This is a genomic window from Methylobacterium sp. Leaf106, from assembly GCF_001422895.1.
In the GTDB taxonomy this organism is placed as follows: Bacteria; Pseudomonadota; Alphaproteobacteria; order Rhizobiales; family Beijerinckiaceae; genus Methylobacterium; species Methylobacterium bullatum.
In genome coordinates this window covers 46,007-65,448 of the sequence record NZ_LMNB01000001.1, presented here as the reverse complement: position 1 = coordinate 65,448, position 19,442 = coordinate 46,007, and the positions used below count along the sequence as shown (strand labels likewise).

General features: G+C 67.5%; 18 protein-coding genes. 13 read left to right on the top strand and 5 right to left on the bottom strand.

All coding sequences use genetic code 11. The features are described from left to right. Window positions 1-42: 42 nt before the first annotated feature. The 4 genes from ASF34_RS00265 to ASF34_RS00250 all read left to right on the top strand — a co-directional run bounded on the left by ASF34_RS00265 (window position 43) and on the right by ASF34_RS00250 (window position 3,869). On the top strand, window positions 43-1,452 hold the full coding sequence (locus tag ASF34_RS00265) for a pyruvate dehydrogenase complex dihydrolipoamide acetyltransferase (protein ID WP_056157491.1): 1,410 nt from the start codon (window positions 43-45) through the stop codon (window positions 1,450-1,452). A gap of 172 nt (window positions 1,453-1,624) precedes the next feature. Further along, window positions 1,625-2,074 carry an endonuclease domain-containing protein gene (locus tag ASF34_RS00260; RefSeq protein ID WP_082473037.1) on the top strand — a complete coding sequence of 150 codons (450 nt, stop codon included), beginning with the start codon at window positions 1,625-1,627 and terminating at the stop codon, window positions 2,072-2,074. A 9-nt stretch (window positions 2,075-2,083) separates the two neighbouring features. Continuing rightward, complete coding sequence (gene lpdA, locus ASF34_RS00255; RefSeq protein ID WP_018043100.1) at window positions 2,084-3,523, top strand: dihydrolipoyl dehydrogenase; 1,440 nt, start codon at window positions 2,084-2,086, stop codon at window positions 3,521-3,523. A 112-nt stretch (window positions 3,524-3,635) separates the two neighbouring features. Beyond that, a complete protein-coding gene (locus ASF34_RS00250; RefSeq protein ID WP_056157489.1) occupies window positions 3,636-3,869 on the top strand; it encodes a hypothetical protein in 234 nt (77 codons plus the stop codon). A 429-nt stretch (window positions 3,870-4,298) separates the two neighbouring features. Here ASF34_RS00250 and ASF34_RS00245 read toward each other — a convergent pair whose 3' ends face one another. The 3 genes from ASF34_RS00245 to ASF34_RS00235 form a co-directional block, all read right to left on the bottom strand. Beyond that, a complete protein-coding gene (locus tag ASF34_RS00245; RefSeq protein WP_056157486.1) occupies window positions 4,299-5,645 on the bottom strand; it encodes a PQQ-dependent sugar dehydrogenase in 1,347 nt (448 codons plus the stop codon). A gap of 262 nt (window positions 5,646-5,907) precedes the next feature. Next, the gene (locus ASF34_RS00240; protein ID WP_244478850.1) at window positions 5,908-7,098 is read right to left on the bottom strand and encodes a GSCFA domain-containing protein; all 1,191 of its coding nucleotides are present in this window, start codon (window positions 7,096-7,098) and stop codon (window positions 5,908-5,910) included. A 102-nt stretch (window positions 7,099-7,200) separates the two neighbouring features. Further along, a complete protein-coding gene (locus tag ASF34_RS00235) occupies window positions 7,201-8,430 on the bottom strand; it encodes an SDR family oxidoreductase (RefSeq protein ID WP_244478849.1) in 1,230 nt (409 codons plus the stop codon). A 371-nt stretch (window positions 8,431-8,801) separates the two neighbouring features. On the opposite strand from ASF34_RS00235, the gene ASF34_RS00230 reads away from it, so the two are divergent. From ASF34_RS00230 to ASF34_RS00215, 4 genes are all read left to right on the top strand, one after another. Next, on the top strand, window positions 8,802-9,092 hold the full coding sequence (locus ASF34_RS00230) for a GlsB/YeaQ/YmgE family stress response membrane protein (protein ID WP_018043105.1): 291 nt from the start codon (window positions 8,802-8,804) through the stop codon (window positions 9,090-9,092). Between the two features lie 104 nt (window positions 9,093-9,196). Further along, window positions 9,197-10,165, top strand: a complete 969-nt coding sequence (lipA, locus tag ASF34_RS00225; RefSeq protein WP_056158821.1) for a lipoyl synthase — start codon at window positions 9,197-9,199, stop codon at window positions 10,163-10,165. A 6-nt stretch (window positions 10,166-10,171) separates the two neighbouring features. Beyond that, window positions 10,172-10,627 carry a type II toxin-antitoxin system RatA family toxin gene (locus ASF34_RS00220; RefSeq protein ID WP_018043107.1) on the top strand — a complete coding sequence of 152 codons (456 nt, stop codon included), beginning with the start codon at window positions 10,172-10,174 and terminating at the stop codon, window positions 10,625-10,627. A gap of 90 nt (window positions 10,628-10,717) precedes the next feature. Next, the gene (locus tag ASF34_RS00215; RefSeq protein WP_056157481.1) at window positions 10,718-10,978 is read left to right on the top strand and encodes a PepSY domain-containing protein; all 261 of its coding nucleotides are present in this window, start codon (window positions 10,718-10,720) and stop codon (window positions 10,976-10,978) included. 207 nt (window positions 10,979-11,185) lie between these two features. On the opposite strand, the gene ASF34_RS00210 is transcribed toward ASF34_RS00215, so the two are convergent. Both ASF34_RS00210 and ASF34_RS00205 read right to left on the bottom strand, forming a co-directional pair. Then, window positions 11,186-11,695 (bottom strand): CinA family protein, encoded by a 510-nt coding sequence (locus ASF34_RS00210; protein WP_056157478.1) that lies wholly within the window; start codon window positions 11,693-11,695, stop codon window positions 11,186-11,188. Further along, window positions 11,692-12,981: a bifunctional 2-C-methyl-D-erythritol 4-phosphate cytidylyltransferase/2-C-methyl-D-erythritol 2,4-cyclodiphosphate synthase gene (locus ASF34_RS00205; protein ID WP_018043111.1), complete on the bottom strand. Its 1,290-nt coding sequence runs from the start codon at window positions 12,979-12,981 to the stop codon at window positions 11,692-11,694. Before ASF34_RS00205 ends, ASF34_RS00210 begins: the two co-directional genes overlap by 4 nt. A 134-nt stretch (window positions 12,982-13,115) precedes the next feature. Here ASF34_RS00205 and dusB point away from each other — a divergent pair, with 134 nt between their 5' ends. The 5 genes from dusB (at window position 13,116) to ASF34_RS00180 (ending at window position 19,278) form a co-directional block, all read left to right on the top strand. Further along, window positions 13,116-14,162, top strand: a complete 1,047-nt coding sequence (gene dusB / locus ASF34_RS00200) for a tRNA dihydrouridine synthase DusB (RefSeq protein WP_056157476.1) — start codon at window positions 13,116-13,118, stop codon at window positions 14,160-14,162. Continuing rightward, complete coding sequence (locus tag ASF34_RS00195) at window positions 14,159-15,298, top strand: two-component system sensor histidine kinase NtrB (RefSeq protein WP_018043113.1); 1,140 nt, start codon at window positions 14,159-14,161, stop codon at window positions 15,296-15,298. Before dusB ends, ASF34_RS00195 begins: the two co-directional genes overlap by 4 nt. Before the next feature lie 9 nt (window positions 15,299-15,307). Beyond that, window positions 15,308-16,771, top strand: coding sequence for a nitrogen regulation protein NR(I) (gene ntrC, locus ASF34_RS00190; RefSeq protein WP_056157473.1), 1,464 nt, complete (start codon window positions 15,308-15,310; stop codon window positions 16,769-16,771). After that, window positions 16,768-17,379 (top strand): DUF6886 family protein, encoded by a 612-nt coding sequence (locus ASF34_RS00185; protein ID WP_082493971.1) that lies wholly within the window; start codon window positions 16,768-16,770, stop codon window positions 17,377-17,379. Before ntrC ends, ASF34_RS00185 begins: the two co-directional genes overlap by 4 nt. Window positions 17,380-17,550: 171 nt before the next feature. After that, entirely contained in the window at window positions 17,551-19,278 is a 1,728-nt protein-coding gene (locus ASF34_RS00180) for a GGDEF domain-containing protein (protein WP_056157469.1), read from the top strand. Window positions 19,279-19,442 lie beyond the last annotated feature (164 nt).

The following is a 19,442-nucleotide window of genomic DNA, read 5'->3' as shown; positions in this document are numbered from 1 at the left end:
CGCCCCGCCACGCCCATCCGCTGACGATCAGGATTCACAACGATGCCCATCAACGTCCTGATGCCCGCCCTGTCGCCGACGATGGAGAAGGGCAACCTCGCCAAGTGGCTCAAGAAGGAGGGCGACGCCGTCAAATCCGGCGACGTCCTCGCCGAGATCGAGACCGACAAGGCCACGATGGAGGTCGAGGCCATCGACGAGGGCATTCTGGCCAAGATCGTCGTGGCCGAGGGCACGGCCGACGTGCCGGTGAACGATCTCATCGCCATCATCGCCTCCGAGGGCGAAGACCCGAAGACCGTAGGGACCGCGGGCGATGGCGGCGCAAAAGCGGAGGCTCCCAAGGCCGATGCGCCCAAAAGCGACACGCCCGCGCTGAACACCACTCCGGGCGACGGCCACAAATCCTACGCGCGGGTCGACGCGGCGCCGGACGGCGCCAAGCCGGACAGCGCGCCGCAGGCCGGGCAGGGCGGCCGCATCGTCGCCTCGCCGCTGGCGCGCCGCATCGCCAAGCTCGAAGGCATCGACCTGTCCGCCGTCTCGGGCTCCGGCCCGCATGGCCGCGTGATCGAGCGCGACGTCCGCGCCGCCATCGCCAGCGGCTCGGCCAAGGCCGGCGCGCCGAAGGCAACCGCCCCCGCCGCAGCGCCTGCGACCGCTCCGGCTCCCGCTGCGCCAGCGCCCGCACCAAAGGCCGCCGCACAGGGGCTCACCACCGATCAGGTACGCGGATTCTACCAGAAGGGTACCTTCGAGGAGGTTCCCCTCGATGGCATGCGCAAGACCATCGCCAAGCGCCTCACCGAGGCGATGCAGGTGGCCCCGCATTTCTACCTCACGGTGGATTGCGAGCTCGACGCGCTGATGGCCCTGCGCGAACAGCTCAACAAGAGCGCTGGCACCACCAAGGACGGCAAGCCGCTGTTCAAGCTGTCGGTGAACGACTTCGTCATCAAGGCGATGGGCCTCGCGTTGATGCGCGTGCCGGCCGCCAACGCGGTCTGGGCAGAGGACCGGATCCTGCGCTTCAACAATGCCGAGGTCGGCGTGGCGGTGGCCATCGACGGCGGGTTGTTCACGCCCGTCATCCGCAAGGCCGACCAGAAGACGCTGTCCACCATCTCCAACGAGATGAAGGACTTTGCCGGCCGGGCGCGGGCCAAGAAGCTGAAGCCGGAAGAGTACCAGGGCGGCGTCACCTCGGTGTCGAACCTCGGCATGTTCGGCATCAAGCACTTCACGGCGGTGATCAACCCGCCGCAATCCTCGATCCTGGCGGTGGGCGCCGGTGAGAAGCGCGTCGTGGTGAAGGACGGCGCGCCTGCGGTGGTTCAGGTGATGACCGCCACCCTGTCCTGCGACCACCGTGTGCTCGACGGGGCTCTGGGCGCCGAACTCATCTCGGCCTTCAAGAACCTGATCGAGAACCCGATGGGGATGCTGGTGTGACCGTTGTGGAAGGCTGAACTGGCCCTCCTCCCCCTTGTGGGGAGGAGTTGGAGGTGGGGGTGACTGGGTGACCCACTGCGGAGTCCGGTGGAACCACCCCCACCCTCGATCCCTCCCCACAAGGGGGAGGGAGGTGCGCGAGCTTGGTGGGGTTCACGGGAGGCGACGGCCGATGCCATGGAAGGAACCGCCTCGGCACTCTGTCTCTCCGCGCGCCGCACTGAATGCGAAGAGCCTCCGCCGAACGTCGACAGATGCGGAGAGGCGATTGTGGCGGCACCTGAGGGATCGCCTTCCGATCGAAGGTTCGCATTTCCGTCGTCAGGTTGCACTGGGGCGGTACGTCGCCGATTTTTGCTGCTTGTCGGCACGGTTGATCGTCGAAGTCGATGGCGGGCAGCATAGCCACGACCACGCTGCCGCTTACGATGAGACCCGCACGCTCGCTCTCGAAGATCAAGGTTTCCGCGTTCTCAGATTCACCAATGCCGATGTGATGCAGCGGATCGACACCGTCCTCGACACGGTCTTCGCCGCCCTCGCCACTGCCTCGTCCGTCGCCCGCCAGTCTGGCGGAACCACCCCCACCCCCGGCCCCTCCCCACAAGGGGGAGGGGAGTAGGAGCGCGCCATGTCCAACACCTACGACATCCTCGTCATCGGCGCCGGCCCCGGGGGCTACGTCGCCGCGATCCGGGCGGCGCAGCTCGGGTTCAAGACCGCGGTGGTGGACCGCGAACATCTCGGCGGCATCTGCCTGAACTGGGGCTGCATCCCGACGAAGGCGCTGCTGCGCTCGGCCGAGATCTACCATTACATGCAGCACGCCTCGGATTACGGGCTGTCGGCCGAGAAGGTCGGGTTCGACACGGCCGCCATCGTCAAGCGCTCGCGCGGGGTCTCGACCCGGCTCAACGGCGGCGTCGGCATGCTGCTCAAGAAGAACAAGGTCGATGTGATCTGGGGCGAGGCCGTCATCGAATCGGCCGCCAAGGGTAACGAGCCCGGCACGGTCACGGTGAAGGAGACGAGCCGCGCGCCCGCGCCGAAGGGCGCGCTCGCCGCCGGCTCCTATTCGGCCAAGCACATCATCGTCGCCACGGGCGCCCGCCCCCGCGCGATCCCCGGCATCGAGCCGGACAAGAAGCAGATCTGGACCTATTACGAGGCCATGGTGCCGGAAACGATGCCGAAAAGCCTGCTCGTCATGGGCTCGGGCGCCATCGGCATCGAATTCGCCTCGTTCTACCGCACCATGGGCGCCGAGGTGACGGTGATCGAGCTGCTGCCCCAGATCCTGCCGGTGGAGGATGCCGAGATCGCCGGCCTCGCCCGCAAGCGCTTCGAGAAGCAGGGCATCAAGATCCTCACGGGCGCCAAGGTGACGAAGGTGGAGAAGGCGGCCGATTCCGTCACCGCCACCATCGAGACCACGGACGGCAAGAGCCAGCAGCTGACGGCGGAGAAGCTGATCTCGGCGGTGGGCGTCGTCGGCAACATCGAGAATCTCGGCCTCGAGAAACTCGGAATCGGTATCGAGCGCGGGATCGTCGTCACCGACGGCCTCGGCCGGACCAACGTGCCGGGCATCTACGCCATCGGCGACGTCGCCGGACCGCCGATGCTGGCCCACAAGGCCGAGCACGAGGGCGTGCTCTGCGTCGAGACGATCAAGGGTCTCCACACCCACGCCATGGACAAGGCCAAGATCCCCGGCTGCACCTATTGTCAGCCGCAGATCGCCAGCGTCGGCCTCACCGAGGCCAAGGCCAAGGAGCAGGGTTTCTCCGTGAAGGTCGGCCGCTTCCCCTTCGCCGGCAACGGCAAGGCCATTGCGCTCGGCGAGCCGGACGGGCTGGTGAAGACGGTGTTCGACGCCAAGACCGGCCAGCTGCTCGGCGCCCACATGGTGGGAGCGGAAGTCACCGAACTGATCCAGGGCTACGTCGTCGCCATGAACCTTGAGACCACCGAGGAAGACCTGATGCACACGGTCTTCCCACACCCGACCCTGAGCGAAATGATGCACGAGAGCGTGCTCGATGCCTACGGCAAGGTGATCCACAGCTGAGCTCGGACACCCGTCTCGCGGATGTCCACAGGCTTCTATCGATCCCGTTAAGGATCCGTTAACCCTCGTGGCGTGTTCTGTCTTCGTTCTCAACGCGAGTCGGAGACGGGCCATGCCGAAGACGCTGACCAGGATCAGGAACGAGGATGAGGCGGCGCTGGGCCTTCACTGCCCGGTGGAGGAGATCGCCCAGGCCTATCTCACCAGCACGGCGGGGGACGCGCAGATCGCCCTCCGCTGCGCCATCACCGACGCCCTGTCCGACCTGATGCAGGCCGAGCGCCGGGCGCGCGAGACCAGCCGGTTGATTTCGCGGGGTTATGTCCGCTCCGCCCTCAGGGGCTGAAACGCGGGTTAAGCAGACCACATCGCTCGAAGCGCGCCCCCGCCGGTGCATTCCCCGCCTGTCAGCCTCGGCCGAGTTGCGATTGACCCACGATAAGGATGCGTAGGGCAGGGGCAGGGCGACTCGGCATGTCTGGCCGGCCTCCATGGTGCTCCCCCGCTGCAACGGAGGGCTTTGAGAGCCTGTTTGATTTGTATTTCCAAAGCCTTACCTCATCCTGAGGTGCCGCGTAGCGGCCTCGAAGGAGGCTTCCAGGTATCGCATCGGCATCTGGAGGCTCCTTCGAGGCCCCTTGCTCAAGCAAAGGGCACCTCAGGATGAGGTGGTATGCTGGGATGACCCGCTCTGGCACGAGCATCCGCTAGTAAGTTCAATCAACCAAGTTACGAGGTCTGAAACAGCGGTCGTTGCTCTTTACATTAGCCGCCATCACTGCGTCCGCGACACCCCGCTCACCCGCCAGATCACCTTCCCCACATCGTCCGACACGAGCAGCGCCCCGGTCTTGTCGAGGATCACGCCCACCGGGCGCCCCTGCGCCTTCTCGTCGGCATCGAGGAAGCCGGTGAGCGCGTCCACCGGCTGCCCTGTGGGTTTGCCGTCCTTGAAGGGGACGTAGATCACCTTGTATCCGCTCTTCGGGCGGCGGTTCCATGAGCCGTGCTGGGCCACGAAGAGGCCGCTTGTCCACGCCTCCGGCAGGGCCGAGCCGTTGGAGAAGGCGATGCCCAGAGACGCGGTGTGGGTGCCGACAGCGTAGTCCGGCGCGATGGCCTTGGCGACGAGGTCGGGCTTCTGCAGCGACACCCGTTCGTCGACGTTTTTGCCCCAGTAGCTGTAGGGCCAGCCATAGAAGCCGCCTTCCTTCACCGAGGTGACGTAGTCGGGCACGAGGTCGCTGCCGATCTCGTCGCGCTCGTTCACCGCCGTCCAGAGGGCACCGCCGTTGGGCGCGAAGGCGAGGCCGTTGGGGTTGCGAAGCCCCGTGGCGAACTCGCGCATCTGCTTCGTCGCGATCGTGTATTCCCAGATCGCGGCGCGGCCCGTCTCCCTGTCGAGACCGTTCTCGCCGACATTGCTGTTCGAGCCCACGGTGACGAAGAGCTTGGTGCCGTCCGGGCTCGCGATGACGTTCTTCGTCCAATGGTGGTTGATGCCGGACGGCAGCGCGACCACGGTCTCGGGCTTGGCCGCGATCTCGGTCTGGCCCGGCGCATAGGGCACTTTCACCAGGGCATCGGCATTGGCCACGTAGAGGTCGCCGCCCACCAGGGCCATGCCGAAGGGCGAATGCAGGCCGGAGAGGAAGACGTGGCGCTCCTCGGCGACACCGTCGCCGTCCTTGTCGCGCAGCAGGACGATCCGGTCCGGGCTCGGCACGCCGGCGCCGGCCATGCTCTTCACCTTGTCGGCGACCCAGTCGGCGATGCCGGTGGAGGGGTCGTCGGTCTTGGGCTTGTTCGCCTCCGCCACCAGCACGTCGCCATTGGGCAGGAGGTACATCCAGCGCGGATGGTCGAACCCGTCCGCGTAGGCCGCGACCTGAAGCCCCGCCGCCGCCTTCGGCTTGGCGCCGTTCTCCCAGCGGGCGACGCGGGCGATGTTCACGGTGGGCATCAGCGTCGGGTTCGGCGCGGGCAGGGTGGGGTTGGGTCCTATGCCGGCCGAGGCTTCGAGACTGGCCTTCTCGGGGTAGATGACGAAGCGGAGGAACGCCGCTCCGCCGAGAAGCACCACCGCCAGAGCCGCAAGGCCGAGCTTCGATCGTTTCCGCATGGTGGTGACCCTGGATCCGCGCCCGAGCCGGACGCCCTTCGCTCAGGTTAATGGCCGACCGGCCCATTGGCTACGTCAAAGGGAGAGGAGAGCGAACGCTGAGGGGCTCGCGCGTCGAGGGAAACGAAAGCCCTGAGGCCGCGGAGGCGGGCGCGGGAGATCGAGGCCGGCACGAGAAACGGGGGGGGGGGAGCGCGGTGGAGCGATTACCCCGGGATCGACGAGCCGTCGAACCGACCTGCTCCGGCTCGCCATGCGGTGGTCATGGAGCTTTGCGCCGGGCGGCCTGACGTTCCTGAATCCGTTTGGCCCGTCGCTGCTGGGCTTCGGCTGCCCTAAGCTCGATCCTCAGCGCTCGGCGCCGCTCGATGATGTCGTCGATCCTGCCCTGATCGATCTCGTCCCAGGTCCGATCGCTGCCGGCCATGCCCTTGTCTTCGCGGAGTGCCGCGCGGAACGCCTCATCGACGAAATCCTGAGGAAAGTCGTTCAGGCAGAAGTAGTTCTCGAAGATCTTCATATTGAGATCGACCACCGGCAGGCAGACGTGACGCCGATCCGACCGAAACGGTCTGAGAAAATTGCTCGTGACGATCTCGTAGCTCGGAAAATAGAACAGCTTGTCGTCCTCCGGCTTCGTCTCGCGATAATGCTGGTCGATCGCGGCGCGCAGGATCGCCTTTGAGACGGAGTTCGCGGCTTCGCAGGCAAGGGGACGGAACGTCGCCGCCAACGCCACCGGCGACAGGGTGAAGATGACCGTCGCAGAAGGCCGGAAGCGCCGGATGAGCGCGTGGATGGCTCGAATGTTGTCGAGACTTTCCCCGAACTCGCTGACGCGGAATTTGTGTCTCGTCCCATCGAAGACCTCCCGCGGCGGTGCCCGCCAGAAGACTTCCTTGGTGACGTCGTCGTACCAGATCTCGCTCAAACCGAAAGTAATGATGAAGACATCGGCCTCATCGAACAATTGCTTCGTCTCGAGCCGGGCTGTCTCGTCGTAGCCGAAATTTTCCGACTTGTAGCCGTGCCAGAGCGCCTGCCTCGGCACGCGATCGAGCCAGGCCCATTCGAATTGTTGGCGGATCGCGTGGGTATGGACCATCCCATCCGCCATCTGTGTCACATAGGCCTTGCTGCGCTTCTTACTTGTGACGTTGTAGCCGGCCTCGTGGAGATAATCCGCCACGTGCGAAGCAAAGCAGGAGCCGAAGGCGACGATCGGCGCCGATTTGTCGATGAACGGCCGCTCGGGCATCAGGCCTTTCACGAGATACTCGGCTACGGCGTCGTCGCGCTGCAGCGATGAGTCGGTCGGATAGAAGCTCGGATTCTCGCCGCGGAAGTAACTGCCGGAGGTTTTTTTCAGAACACCGTCCTGGACGAACTCGATCATTGTCATTGGCCGGGTGCTCCCTTCTGCGCCGAGACGTTCCGCGTCACCGCCGCTCATGGCACCTTCCACGCGTTCGGAACACCGTCTTTCACCTCAAGTGTCCGCCGCGAGACATCGCGGCCCGGCGCGCGCCGGGCCGGGCCGACCATTACGGGCACGTCACGAGGAGATCGATCCGCGACGTTGGGAAGGCGGTCGCGTGTTGATCTCCCGCGCCGGCATCGTCTCGGGCAGCGCAGGCGCAGGGCGGGCCGCGTCTCGCCGCGGCGTAGACCCGACCGCGAACTGCCCGAAATCCTCCCGGAACTGGTCGACGATCTCGCCGGAGGTCTCGATGCAGCGGCCGATATACTGCGCAAGGGAGGGGGGAGAGGCGAAGCCCTCCGCCAGAAGGCGCGTGTTGTCGAAGGTCACGTCGAGTTCGCAGAACCGGTAATAGGCCTGCAGCGCCCGGAACATCGCCACCTTGATCGCCTCGTCCATGCCGAAGACCTCGGTGAAGCGCCTGTGGAGGGTCGCCCGGTCGCGGGCGGAGAATTCCTCGTAGTGGCGCGGACCCTCGGCCGGGTCGACGCGGTCGAGAATGCGGCCGAGTTCGCTCCAGCGGGTGCGGCTCGAGGTGCCGGCGGAGAGGTGGTAGGTCCGGTGGGCGAGGGCGGGCCTCGCGAGCATCTCCACCAGGGTGTCGGCCACCCAGTCGGTGGGGACGATGTCGACGGTCCCGTCGCGGGAACCGGCGACGAGCCTCAGCCGGTCGCAGGCGCGGATCACCCAGAGGATGCTCGAACCCGGCCGGGCGCCCAGCGTGGTGTGGCCGAGCACGATGGAGGGGCGCGCCACGACCAGGGGCAGGTCCGCGAAGCGGGCCGCCAACGACATTTCGGCCGCGGCTTTCGAGGCGCTGTAGGGCACGAGATGGATGGCCTCCGCGTCGGGGTAGAGGGTCTCGTCCACAGTCGCGGGCGGCTGGCCTCCGCAGATCATCGCCGTGCTCACATGGAGGAAACGGTCGAGCCGCGGCATCCGCGCCGCGCGCCGGGCCAGGGCCAGGGTGCCGTCATGGTTGGTCCGGTGGACCTTTTCCTGCGCCCACCACGACGTGTCGGCGGCCAGATGCAGAACCTGCGTCACCGCATCGAGGCGCGGATCGGCGAGCGTGTCGGCATGGGTGAAATCCCCCGCCACGATCTCCACGCGCTGCGCGAGACGCTGGGCGTTCAGGACACTGGTGAAGCGGCCGAGACGCGCCGCGATGCGCTGACGCCCGGCCTCCTCGTCCGAGGCCCGCACCAGGCAGACCCATTCGGTATCCGTCTTCATCGCCAGGGCACGGTGCAGGACGGCACCGCCGATGAGCCCCGTCGCACCCGTCAAAAGAATTCGACTCACGGCACTCGCTCCAATGGCCGCGCATCCGGGACGACGTCGCGGCAACCCAAAGAGAGTTAAGAGAACGTTAACGAGACGCTGACAAGTCGACGGAAATTAATACGTAGAGTTTTACGGATCTATACGAAGCTTGTTCGGAATATAGTTAAAATTAATAATTAATTTTCTGTCTCGTCCTTGCTCAGGCCGGGTATCGCGCCAGGAGCGGACGTTCCCCATGCCGAACGGTCGGCACCGTCGCGGCCCATCCGGCGCCGCAGTCCCCGCCCAGTTCCATGCCGCCGCGACTTGCGCTGCGGGGGAGAGCGTCACAGGTAGGACCCATAGCGGGGCGACCGGCACGCCCCGCTCCTTGCGAAGGAGCGACGGGTATGAATGGAGAAGTCTACGGTGCGCTGGGGCAACCGGGCGTGGGATTGTTCATGGCGATCGTCATCGGCGCCCTGGCGGGCTGGCTCGCGGAACAGTTCACCTCGGCGAATATGGGCCTCTTCGCCAACATCGCGATGGGCATCCTCGGAGGTCTTCTCGGCAACTATCTGGCCGCCAAGCTCCACATCCCGGTCTACGGCTTCTGGCGCAATCTGCTCTCGGCCACGGCGGGGGCGGTGATCATCATCACCATCTACAGGGCCATCCGCGGACGCGGCATGAGCTACTGACAGGTTCGGCGGATCGTTTCCCGATCGTTTGCGATGCGGGAGCCGAGTCATTACGTTTCGAACCGAGCGCCGGCCCGTTGCCGGCGCAGCTTGCCCGGTATGCCATGGCCGTCGTCCTCGACCTCCTGCGAAACGACCAGCGCCCCCGGCACCCGGAAAAGGCGCATCGCCCGGACAACCCGATCCAGCGCAAGCCCGACTGGATCCGGGTGAAGGCACCGGGTTCGCCCGGCTGGAACGCCACCCGCGCCATCGTGAAGGAGCATGGCCTGGTCACGGTCTGCGAGGAGGCGAGCTGCCCCAATATCGGCGAGTGCTGGGAGAAGAAGCACGCCACCTTCATGATCATGGGCGACACCTGCACGCGGGCCTGCGCCTTCTGCAACGTGCGCACCGGCCTGCCCAACGCCCTCGACGGGGACGAGCCGGCCAAGATCGCCGATTCCGTGGCCAAGCTCGGCCTGCACCACGTGGTCATCACCTCGGTGGACCGCGACGACCTCGCCGATGGCGGGGCCATGCATTTCTTCCGCACCATCCGGGCCATCCGCGAGCGCAGCCCCGCCACCACGATCGAGGTGCTGACCCCCGATTTCCTGCGCAAGGACGGCGCGCTGGAACTGGTGGTGGAGGCGCGGCCCGACGTGTTCAACCACAACATGGAGACGGTGCCGGGCAACTATCTCACCGTCCGCCCCGGCGCGCGCTACTTCCATTCGGTGCGGCTGCTGCAGCGGGTGAAGGAGCTCGACCCCACCATCTTCACCAAGTCCGGCATCATGGTCGGCCTCGGCGAGGAGCGGAACGAGATCGTCCAGCTCATGGACGACCTGCGCTCGGCGGATGTGGACTTCCTCACCATCGGCCAGTACCTGCAGCCGACGAAGAAACACCACGAGGTGAAGCGCTTCGTCCCGCCCGACGAATTCAAGACCCTTGAAACCACCGCCTATTCCAAGGGTTTCCTCCTCGTCTCGGCGACGCCCCTGACCCGCTCCTCGCACCATGCGGGCGAGGATTTTTCACGATTGAAGGCCGCCCGGCTCGCTCGGCTCGCGCCTGCCAACGCCTGAGGGCCGATGCCTTCCTTCCGGATCAACCGCGCGGTGCGCCACTCGCCGCAGCAGATGTACGACCTCGTGGCCGACGTGGAACGCTATCCGGAATTCCTGCCGCTCTGCGAATCCCTGCGCGTCCTGCGCCGCCAGCCCGGCCCGGACGGCACCGAGATCCTCGTCGCCGAGATGGGGGTGGGCTACAAGGCGATCCGCGAGCGCTTCACCACCCGCGTCACCCTCGACCCGCAGAACCTGAAGATCGTCGCCGAATATATCGACGGGCCGTTCCGGCACCTCGAGAACCGCTGGGGTTTCAAGGAAAGGGCTCCCGCCGGCTGCGACGTGGACTTCTTCATCACCTACGAGTTCAAGAGCCGCACCCTCGGCCTCCTCATGGGCACGATGTTCGACCGCGCCTTCCGCAAGTTCACCGATGCGTTCGAGGGCAGGGCGGACCGAGTGTACGGCGTCGCCTGACGCGCCGGTCCCGTTCTCTGGCGGGATAGGCGGACGGATGCCGCTCGGGGCCCTAGATACCGGGGCGCAACGCCACCGGAGAACACCCCCGTGAGACCGATCCCGACTCTCGCCCTCGCCCTCGCCTTGAATGCGGGCCTCTCCGGCTTCGCCGTGGCGGACCAACCCGGCCCCGACTGGCTGCCGGTCGATCAGGTCAGGAAGGCGCTGATGGCCGAGGGCTACACCGAGATCACGAAGCTCGAGGCCGATGACGGCCATTGGGACGGCGAGGGCATCAAGAACGGCCACAAGATGAAGTTCGATGCCGATCCGAAGACGGGCGCGATCCTCGGTGAAGTCGCCGAGTGAGAGCCGGCTTGATCGGATGTCTCAGCGGATGGCGAGACCGAAGTCGATCATCCTAGCCAACCACCTCATCCTGAGGTGACGCCGCACAGCGGCGGCCTCGAAGGAGCCCTCCAGATCGCGCGATGCTGGCTGGAAGCCTCCTTCGAGGCCGCTCCGCAGCACCTCAGGCTGAGGTGAAGCCTGGAAAAAAAGCAACGGACATAGGCCTCAATCCGTCCCGACGGGCTCCACGGCCCGGCCGAACAGGTCCAGCGCCTCCGCCACGGCGAGGCGGCGGATCTCGGTGCGGCCGAGATTGCCGAAACGGCGCTCGATATGCCGGGTCGCGGCACCCCGGCGGGCGAGGCCGAAATGCACGAGGCCCACGGGCTTGGCCTCGCTGCCGCCGCCAGGGCCGGCGATGCCGGTGATCGAGACCGCCACATCCGCGTGCGAATGGGCGAGCGCCCCCTCCGCCATGGCGCGGGCCACGGATTTGCTCACCGCCCCGTGGGTCGCGATGAGGTCGGCGGGCACACCGAGCATTTCGGATTTGGCGTCGTTGGAATAGGTGACGAAGCCGCGCTCGACCACCGCCGAGGAGCCGGGAACGGCCGTGAGCAGCCCGGCGACGAGGCCGCCGGTGCAGGATTCGGCGCAGGCCGCGCGAAGCCCGGCGGCGGCATAGGCCGCCACCAGCGCCTCGGCGCGGGCGAGGAGCGCCGGGTCGTCGATCACGCCGCGTCGTCTTCCGGCAGGCGGATCGTCGCCGCCGCCTGGGCCGCGAGCCCCTCGGCGCGGCCGACGAAGCCGAGCTTCTCGGTGGTCGTCGCCTTTATGGAGACCGAGCTCAGCTTCACGCCGCAGATCTCGGCGATGCGGGCGCGGATGGCCTCGCGATGGGCGCCGATGCGCGGGGCTTCGGCCAGGACGGTGATGTCGAGATGGTCGATCCGGCCGCCCCGGTCGCGGACGAGCTTCACCGCATGGGCCAGGAAGCGGTCGGACGAGGCGCCGCGCCATTGCTCGTCGCTCGGCGGGAAATGCGTGCCGATATCGCCATCCGCGATCGCCCCGAGGAGGGCGTCGGTGAGGGCGTGCAGCGCCACGTCCCCGTCGGAATGGGCCAGCACGCCGCGATCGGCGGGGATCTTCACGCCGCCGAGCCAGACATGGTCGCCCTCGGTGAAGGCATGGACGTCGAAGCCGGTCCCGAGGCGGGTCACGTAGGTCGTCATGGAATCGGTCTCTGGTTCGGAGGGCAGCACATCGCTGCCGGAAAAGCCGCGGTCGGCCTCGATCAGGTCCGAGGGCTGGGTGATCTTGCGGTTGCGCGGGTCGCCCTCGAACACCACCACGTCGAGCCCGGCCCATTCGGCCAAAGCCCCGTCATCGGTAAAGCCGTGGAGGTCCGCCTCCGCCGCCTTGCGGTGGGCGGCGAGGAGGGGCGCGAAGGCGAAGGCCTGAGGGGTCTGGACGGCGCGCAGGGATTCGCGGGCAGGGGTCTCGCGCACCCGGCCGATCCCCGTCCCGAGATCCTCGACGATCTTGATCGTATCGGTGACGGCGATGCCGGGCACCGCCGCGCCATGGTCCCGGCCGGCGACGAGGGCGCGGTCGATCAAGGCCGTGTCCACATGCGGACGGGCCGCGTCGTGAACGAGGACGAGGCCCGGCGCGCCCGTCACCGCCGACGATGCGGCCAAGGCTTCGAGACCGGCCAAGGCTTCGAGACCGGACCTGACGGATTGCTGGCGCGTGGCGCCGCCCTCGACGGGGGCCGCGAGCTTGGCGCGCAGAACGGGGTCGAGTTCCGCGACGCAGGCGTGGTAGAACGAGGCCGCGTCCGCAGCGATCACGGGCTGGATCACCGCGAGGTCGGGATGGGCCGCAAGTGCGGCGAGGGTCCGCGTGAGGACCGCGCGTCCGCCGACGCTGCGATATTGCTTGGGAACGTCACCGCCGATGCGGATCCCGCGGCCGGCTGCGACGACCACCGCGGCGTTCCAGGCGGTGCCGGACATGGAAAAGTGCTCCCGCATCAGTTCGAGGTAGCGTGGATGGCTGGGGTGGTCTGTCGTTTAAGCGGGGCATAGCCTGAAATCAAATCGCGCAAGGCGCTTGCGTCGCCCCGGCGATTGTCTATTTGTTGGGCACAATGAAAGCTGATGATTATTTGAGCGTTCTGCGCTCGGGCGATGGCCAGGGGCAGGCCGGCGAGAAGGCAGGCGCCGCGGCTTCGGTGCCGGTCCTGCTCGCCCCCCTGTCGGGCGTCACCGACCTGCACATGCGTCGCATCGCGCGGCGTCTGGGTGCAAGCGCCGTCGTCTCGGAAATGGTGGCGGCGGCCGAATTCGCCCGTGGGGCGGAGGAGGCGCGCCTGCGGGCCGAGGGCGGCGGAGTCGATCCCCACGTGGTCCAGCTCGCCGGCTGCGTGCCCGAATCGATGGCGGAGGCCGCACGGCTGGCCGAGGCGAATGGCGCCGATGTGATCGACATCAACATGGGCTGCCCGGCCAAGACCGTCACCGGCGGGGAGGCGGGCTCCGCCCTGATGCGCGACATCGAGGGGGCCACGCGCATCCTCGCCGCCGTCCGCGCGGCGGTGGCGATCCCGGTCACGGTCAAGATGCGCCTCGGCTGGGATCATGCGAGCCTCAATGCCCCCGATCTCGCCCGGCGCGCCGAGGGGCTCGGCCTCGCGGCGGTGACGGTCCATGGCCGCACCCGGCAGCAATTCTACAAGGGCCAGGCCGATTGGGCCGCCATCCGCGCCGTGGTGGATGCGGTCTCGATCCCGGTCATCGCCAATGGCGACGTCGTCGATCTCGCCGGTGCGCGGGCCTGCCTCGCCGCCTCGGGCGCCGCCGGGCTGATGATCGGCCGCGCGGCCCTGGGTCGTCCCTGGCTGGTGGGCGAGATCGCCGCCGGTCTCGCCGGCCGGGCACCGCGTTCCCTCGACGCCGAGGAGAAGGCCGCCCTCGCCCTGGAGCATTACCAGGGGCTCCTCGCGCTCTACGGCCCCGCCATGGGCGTGCGCCACGCGCGCAAGCACCTGGCGGCCTACGTGGACGGGTCCGGCGCGCTCGGCCCCGACGACCGGACGCGGCTCCTCACCACCACCGATCCGGCCATCGCAGCGGACCTCCTGTCGAGGGCGATTCGGCACCCGCGCGTACCATTCGTCACCGAGGAGGCAGCGTGAGCGCGGACAAGGAACATGGCGGCCGGACCATCGCCCCGCCCACGAGCGAGGCGGTGATCAACGCCCTGCCGCTGCCGGTCATCACCATCGGCGCCGACGACCGCATCCTCCATGTGAACCACGCGGCGGAGACGTTTTTCGATCATTCCGCGCGGTTGATGCAGCGCCGGCACCTGCGCGACATCATCCCGTTCTCGTCCCCGATCAGCGCCCTCGTGGCCGAAGTGCGCCGCCGCAAGGCGAGCGTCAGCGAATACGGCGTCGAACTGGTCCAGCCGCGCTCCGGCCTGGAGCGCAACGTCGACGTCTTCGCGACCCCCCTCGGCGACGAGGAGGATGCGGTGGTGATGATGCTCCAGGAGCGCACCATCGCCGACAAGATGAACCGGCAGCTCACCCATCGCGGCGCCGCGCGCTCGATGATCGCGCTGGGCGCCATGCTGGCGCACGAGATCAAGAACCCGCTCGCGGGCATCCGAGGGGCGGCCCAGCTCCTCGAACAATCGGGCACCGAGGACGACCGCCTGCTCACCCGGCTGATCTGCGACGAATCCGACCGGATCGTCCGCATCGTCGAGCGGATGGAACTGTTCGGCGACGAGCGCCCGGTGGAGCGCGGACCGGTCAACGTCCACGGCGTACTCGATCAGGTAAAGCGCTCGGCCCAGTCGGGCTTTGCCCGGCACATCCGCTTCGTCGAGACCTACGACCCGTCGCTGCCCCCGGTCCTCGGCAATCGCGACCAGCTGATCCAGGTCATCCTCAACCTGGTGAAGAACGCCGCCGAGGCCATCGGCGCCGATGCGGTGGATGGCGAGATCACCCTCTCCACCGCCTTCCGCACGGGGCTGAAGATGCAGGTGCCCGGCACGCGGGAACGGGTGAGCCTGCCCATCGAAGTGGCGGTGCGGGACAACGGGCCGGGGGTCTCGGCCGAGCTCCTGCCCGACCTGTTCGACCCGTTCGTGACCACCAAAGCCCAGGGGTCCGGCCTCGGACTTGCACTGGCGGCCAAGATCATCGGCGATCACGGTGGCATCGTCGAATGCGATCCCGTGCCGCGCCGCACCACTTTCCGTCTCCTCCTTCCCATGTCGAGCGCCCGTGACGGGCGCGAGTCGGCCGCGGAGCAATAGAGTCGCGTCATGCCCAACGGCCACATCATCGTCGCGGACGACGACGCCGCCATCCGCACCGTCCTCAACCAGGCCCTGTCGCGGGCCGGCTACGAGGTCCGCTCCACCGGCAACTGCGCCACCCTCTGGCGCTGGGTCGCGCAAGGGGAGGGCGACCTCGTCATCACCGACGTGATGATGCCGGACGAGAACGTGTTCGACCTGCTGCCGCGCATCAAGCGCGTGCGGCCGGAACTGCCGATCATCGTCATGAGCGCGCAGAACACGTTCATGACCGCGATCCGCGCCTCCGAGCGCGGGGCCTACGAATACCTGCCCAAGCCCTTCGACCTGAAGGAACTCATCGCCATCGTCGGCCGGGCACTGTCGCGGCCGCGTGGCACGCCCGCCCCCGGCGCCGATCCCGGCAACGAGGACATCCCGCTGGTGGGCCGCTCGCCGGCCATGCAGGAGATCTACCGGGCGCTCGCCCGCCTCATGCCCACCGACCTCACGGTGATGATCACCGGCGAGTCGGGCACCGGCAAGGAGCTGGTGGCCCGCGCGCTGCACGATTACGGCCGTCGCCGCTCCGGGCCGTTCGTGCCGGTGAACATGGCGGCGATCCCGCGCGACCTCATCGAATCCGAGCTGTTCGGCCATGAGAAGGGCGCCTTCACCGGCGCGCTCTCGCGCTCGGCCGGCCGGTTCGAGCAGGCGGAGGGCGGCACGCTCTTCCTCGACGAGATCGGCGACATGCCGATGGAGGCCCAGACCCGCCTCCTGCGCGTGCTGCAGCAGGGCGAATACACCACGGTAGGCGGCCGGGTCCCGATCAAGACCAATGTCCGCATCATCGCGGCCACCAACAAGGACCTGCGCGTCTCGATCCAGCAGGGCATCTTCCGCGAGGATCTGTTCTTCCGGCTCAACGTCGTGCCACTGCGCCTGCCGGCGCTCCGCGAGCGTTCGGAGGACGTGCCGGACCTGATCCGCCACTTCTTCATCCTGGTGGAGAAGGAGGGCCTGAGCCGCAAGCAGCTCGACGGCGAGGCGATGGAGCGCCTGAAGCGCTATCGCTGGCCCGGCAACGTGCGCGAACTCGAGAACCTCGTGCGCCGCCTCGCCGCCCTGTATCCGCAGGAAACGATCACCGGCCCGGTGATCGAGGCCGAGCTCGATACGCTGCCCCTCGCCCAGCCGCAGGCCAACGGCTCCGGCGCGCGCAAGGCGGGCGCCGCGGACAACGAGACCCTGTCGGCGGCGGTGGAACGGCATCTCGCCGAGTATTTCAGCGGTTATCGCGACACGCTGCCCCCTCCCGGCCTCTACCACCGAATCCTGCGTGAGATCGAAGGCCCGCTCATAGGCGCGGCGCTCGCCGCCACCCGGGGCAACCAGATCCGCGCGGCGGAACTGCTCGGCGTCAACCGCAACACCCTGCGCAAGAAGGTGCGGGACCTCGACCTTCAGGTCTTCCGCAACGCACGGTGAGCCCGCGCGACACGTCCGGCGAACCAGGGGACCTGTTCCATTTCAGCGAGGACCCGACGATCCGGGTCTTCGCGCCGCGCCCCGTCCGTGTCGGCGTGGATCGCGGGCCGGAGGGAGCCTGGCTGAACGGCTCCCTGGTCTGGGCGATCGAGGACGCCCACAGCCTGCTCTACCTCTTTCCGCGCGACTGCCCCCGGATCGTGATCTGGCCCACCGAACGGACCACGCCGGAGGATCGGCGCGCCTGGTTCGGCGACGTCACCGGCCGCGCCGTCGCCTATGTGGAGGAGGCCTGGGCGGAGAGGATCGCGACCGCCGCGATCGAGCGCTACCGCATGCCGCCCGAGACCTTCGAACCCACCGGCGAGCCCGGCACCTGGGTGTCGAAGAGCCCGGTCCTCCCCACCGGCCACGACACGATCCGGGACCTGCCCGGTGCGATGGCGGCGCAGGGCGTCGAACTCCGCACCCTGCCGCGCCTCACGCCGCTCGCGCCGATCTGGCGCTCCACCCTGCACGCCAGCGGCATCCGCCTCAGGAACGCGCAGGACTGGGTGACGCCGGAAGGGGGGCCGCCGAGGCCGATCACGGATGCTCGTGTGCGGTGAGGGGACGCTCCGCCATGGCCGAGCGGGAGCGAACCGCGGACGGTCCCCCGAAATGCAGAGGCTCAAAAAACCAATCTCTTAGCCATCTTCGTTCACGCGGAGACAGGAGGTTGGTGCCTTTCTGTCTCCCGCGTGCCGATCCGTGTCGGTTCCGATATCGTAGGACCGGCAATGGCACTGAGTGAGCGCGAAGCGGGAGTTGCAACGGCAAGCACCCGGCGCGGCAATGTCCGGCATCGCCTTGCCGCTCAGGTCGGTCTCGTCGTGGTCATGATCACGATCGTGCTCTCGGGCTTCTTCTACACCAACCGGCACCAGCAGGCCCTCATCGACCTGCGCGAGGGCGGGCGGCAGATGCGCATCGCCCAGGAAGCGCTCATGGACGCGGAAGCCTACGTCCTCAACAGAGTCCTCGGCGACCGGGATACCGAATACAGCGAGTACAGCCGCGCCTTCGAAGCGCTCCATAGCCGTCGCGATACGTATCTGGCTCGACTCGATCCATTCCTCAGGATGCCCGACGGGACCAGCGTCTCCGCCGACGCCAGCATCAAGTCGCTCGAAGCCATCTGGACGGACGCTCTCGAACTCGTCCGCGCCGGAAAGCTGGAGGCGGCTGAGACCCTGCTCAAGGAACGCAGGAGTGCAGCTCTGCTCGGCACGATGCGTCGCGCGTTCGATGCCTTCCTGGCGGACTGGAACTCGCACTTCGCCGATCACGAGACCCGCATCGAGATCGGCAAGAGCATCGTGTTGCTCTCGCAGATTCTGATTGCCGGAGTCATGATCTTCGCATTCCGATCGAGCGCGCGAGATGCCCAGGCCCGGGCGACGGCCATCGCGGACATGGACGCGTCCAGAACGCAGATCGGCCATCTGTTCGAGATGACGGACATGCTCCAGAGCGCCGCCGATCATCACGATGCGAACGCGGTCCTCCGAGCCACCGCCGGCGAACTGATCGGCGGGTTCAGCGGCGCGCTCTACGTCTTCAACAACTCACGGGACCGCCTCGTCCTCTCGACCTCCTGGGCGTGCGAGGATGGATCGCCCCCGCCGGAGGTGATCGCGATCAACCAGTGCTGGGCCATGAAGCGCGGCAAGCCGCACATCAACCGCAGCGGCTCCAGAGCCCTCTGCTGTGAGCACCATGCCTCCGGTCTCGCCGCCCTCGAAATCCCGATGGTCGCGCGGGGCGAGAACCTCGGCCTTCTCCAAATCTTCGGGCAGGGTTTGGAGGCGGAGCAACGCCTCGCCGCCATCCTGCCGCTGAGTTCGGCGCTCGGGGACGCGATGTCGCTCGCCCTGTCGAACATCGCTCTGCGCGAGAAGCTGCGCAACCAGGCGCTCCGCGATCCGCTGACGGGCCTCTACAACCGACGCTACATGGAAGACAGTCTCGACCGATATGTCCGCATCGCCGAGCGCGAGGGGCGGAAGGTCTCGGTGATCATGATCGACCTCGACCACTTCAAGCGCCTCAACGACGAGCACGGCCATGCGACGGGGGACGCGGTTCTGAGGGAGGCGGCGGCGGCGATCGTCGGAGCGCTCCGGGAGACCGATGTCGCCTGTCGCTACGGTGGCGAGGAAATGATCGTGTTTCTCCCCGATTGCAGCCTCGAGGACGCGGCGCTCAAGGCAGAACAGATCCGGGAACGGATAGAGGCTCTGTCCGGGGGCCATGGTGCGAAGGTCTCCGCATCGCTGGGCGTGTCCTCCCTGCCGAGCACGTCGAGCAACAGCGCCGACCTCGTCAAGGCCGCCGACACGGCCCTCTATCGCGCCAAGCACGGCGGACGAAACCAAGTCGCGATCGCCCCGGTTCAATCGGGCTGGCGTGCCGACCGCGAAGTGCAGGCCAGCCCACAGGCGCATCTTCGCGTCGCGGCCGAATAGCTTCTTTATGTCCCTCGGCGAGGGCTCGACCCAACCGGGTCGTACTCCCCGTATCGCCGAGCGCCCGAGCGCGGATCGTCCCGGGGCCTGCTCGGGGTCGATGAGAGACTGGTGGCCCGATTGCCATCACGCACCCAGCCTTCATCGCCGACAGCACCTCACAG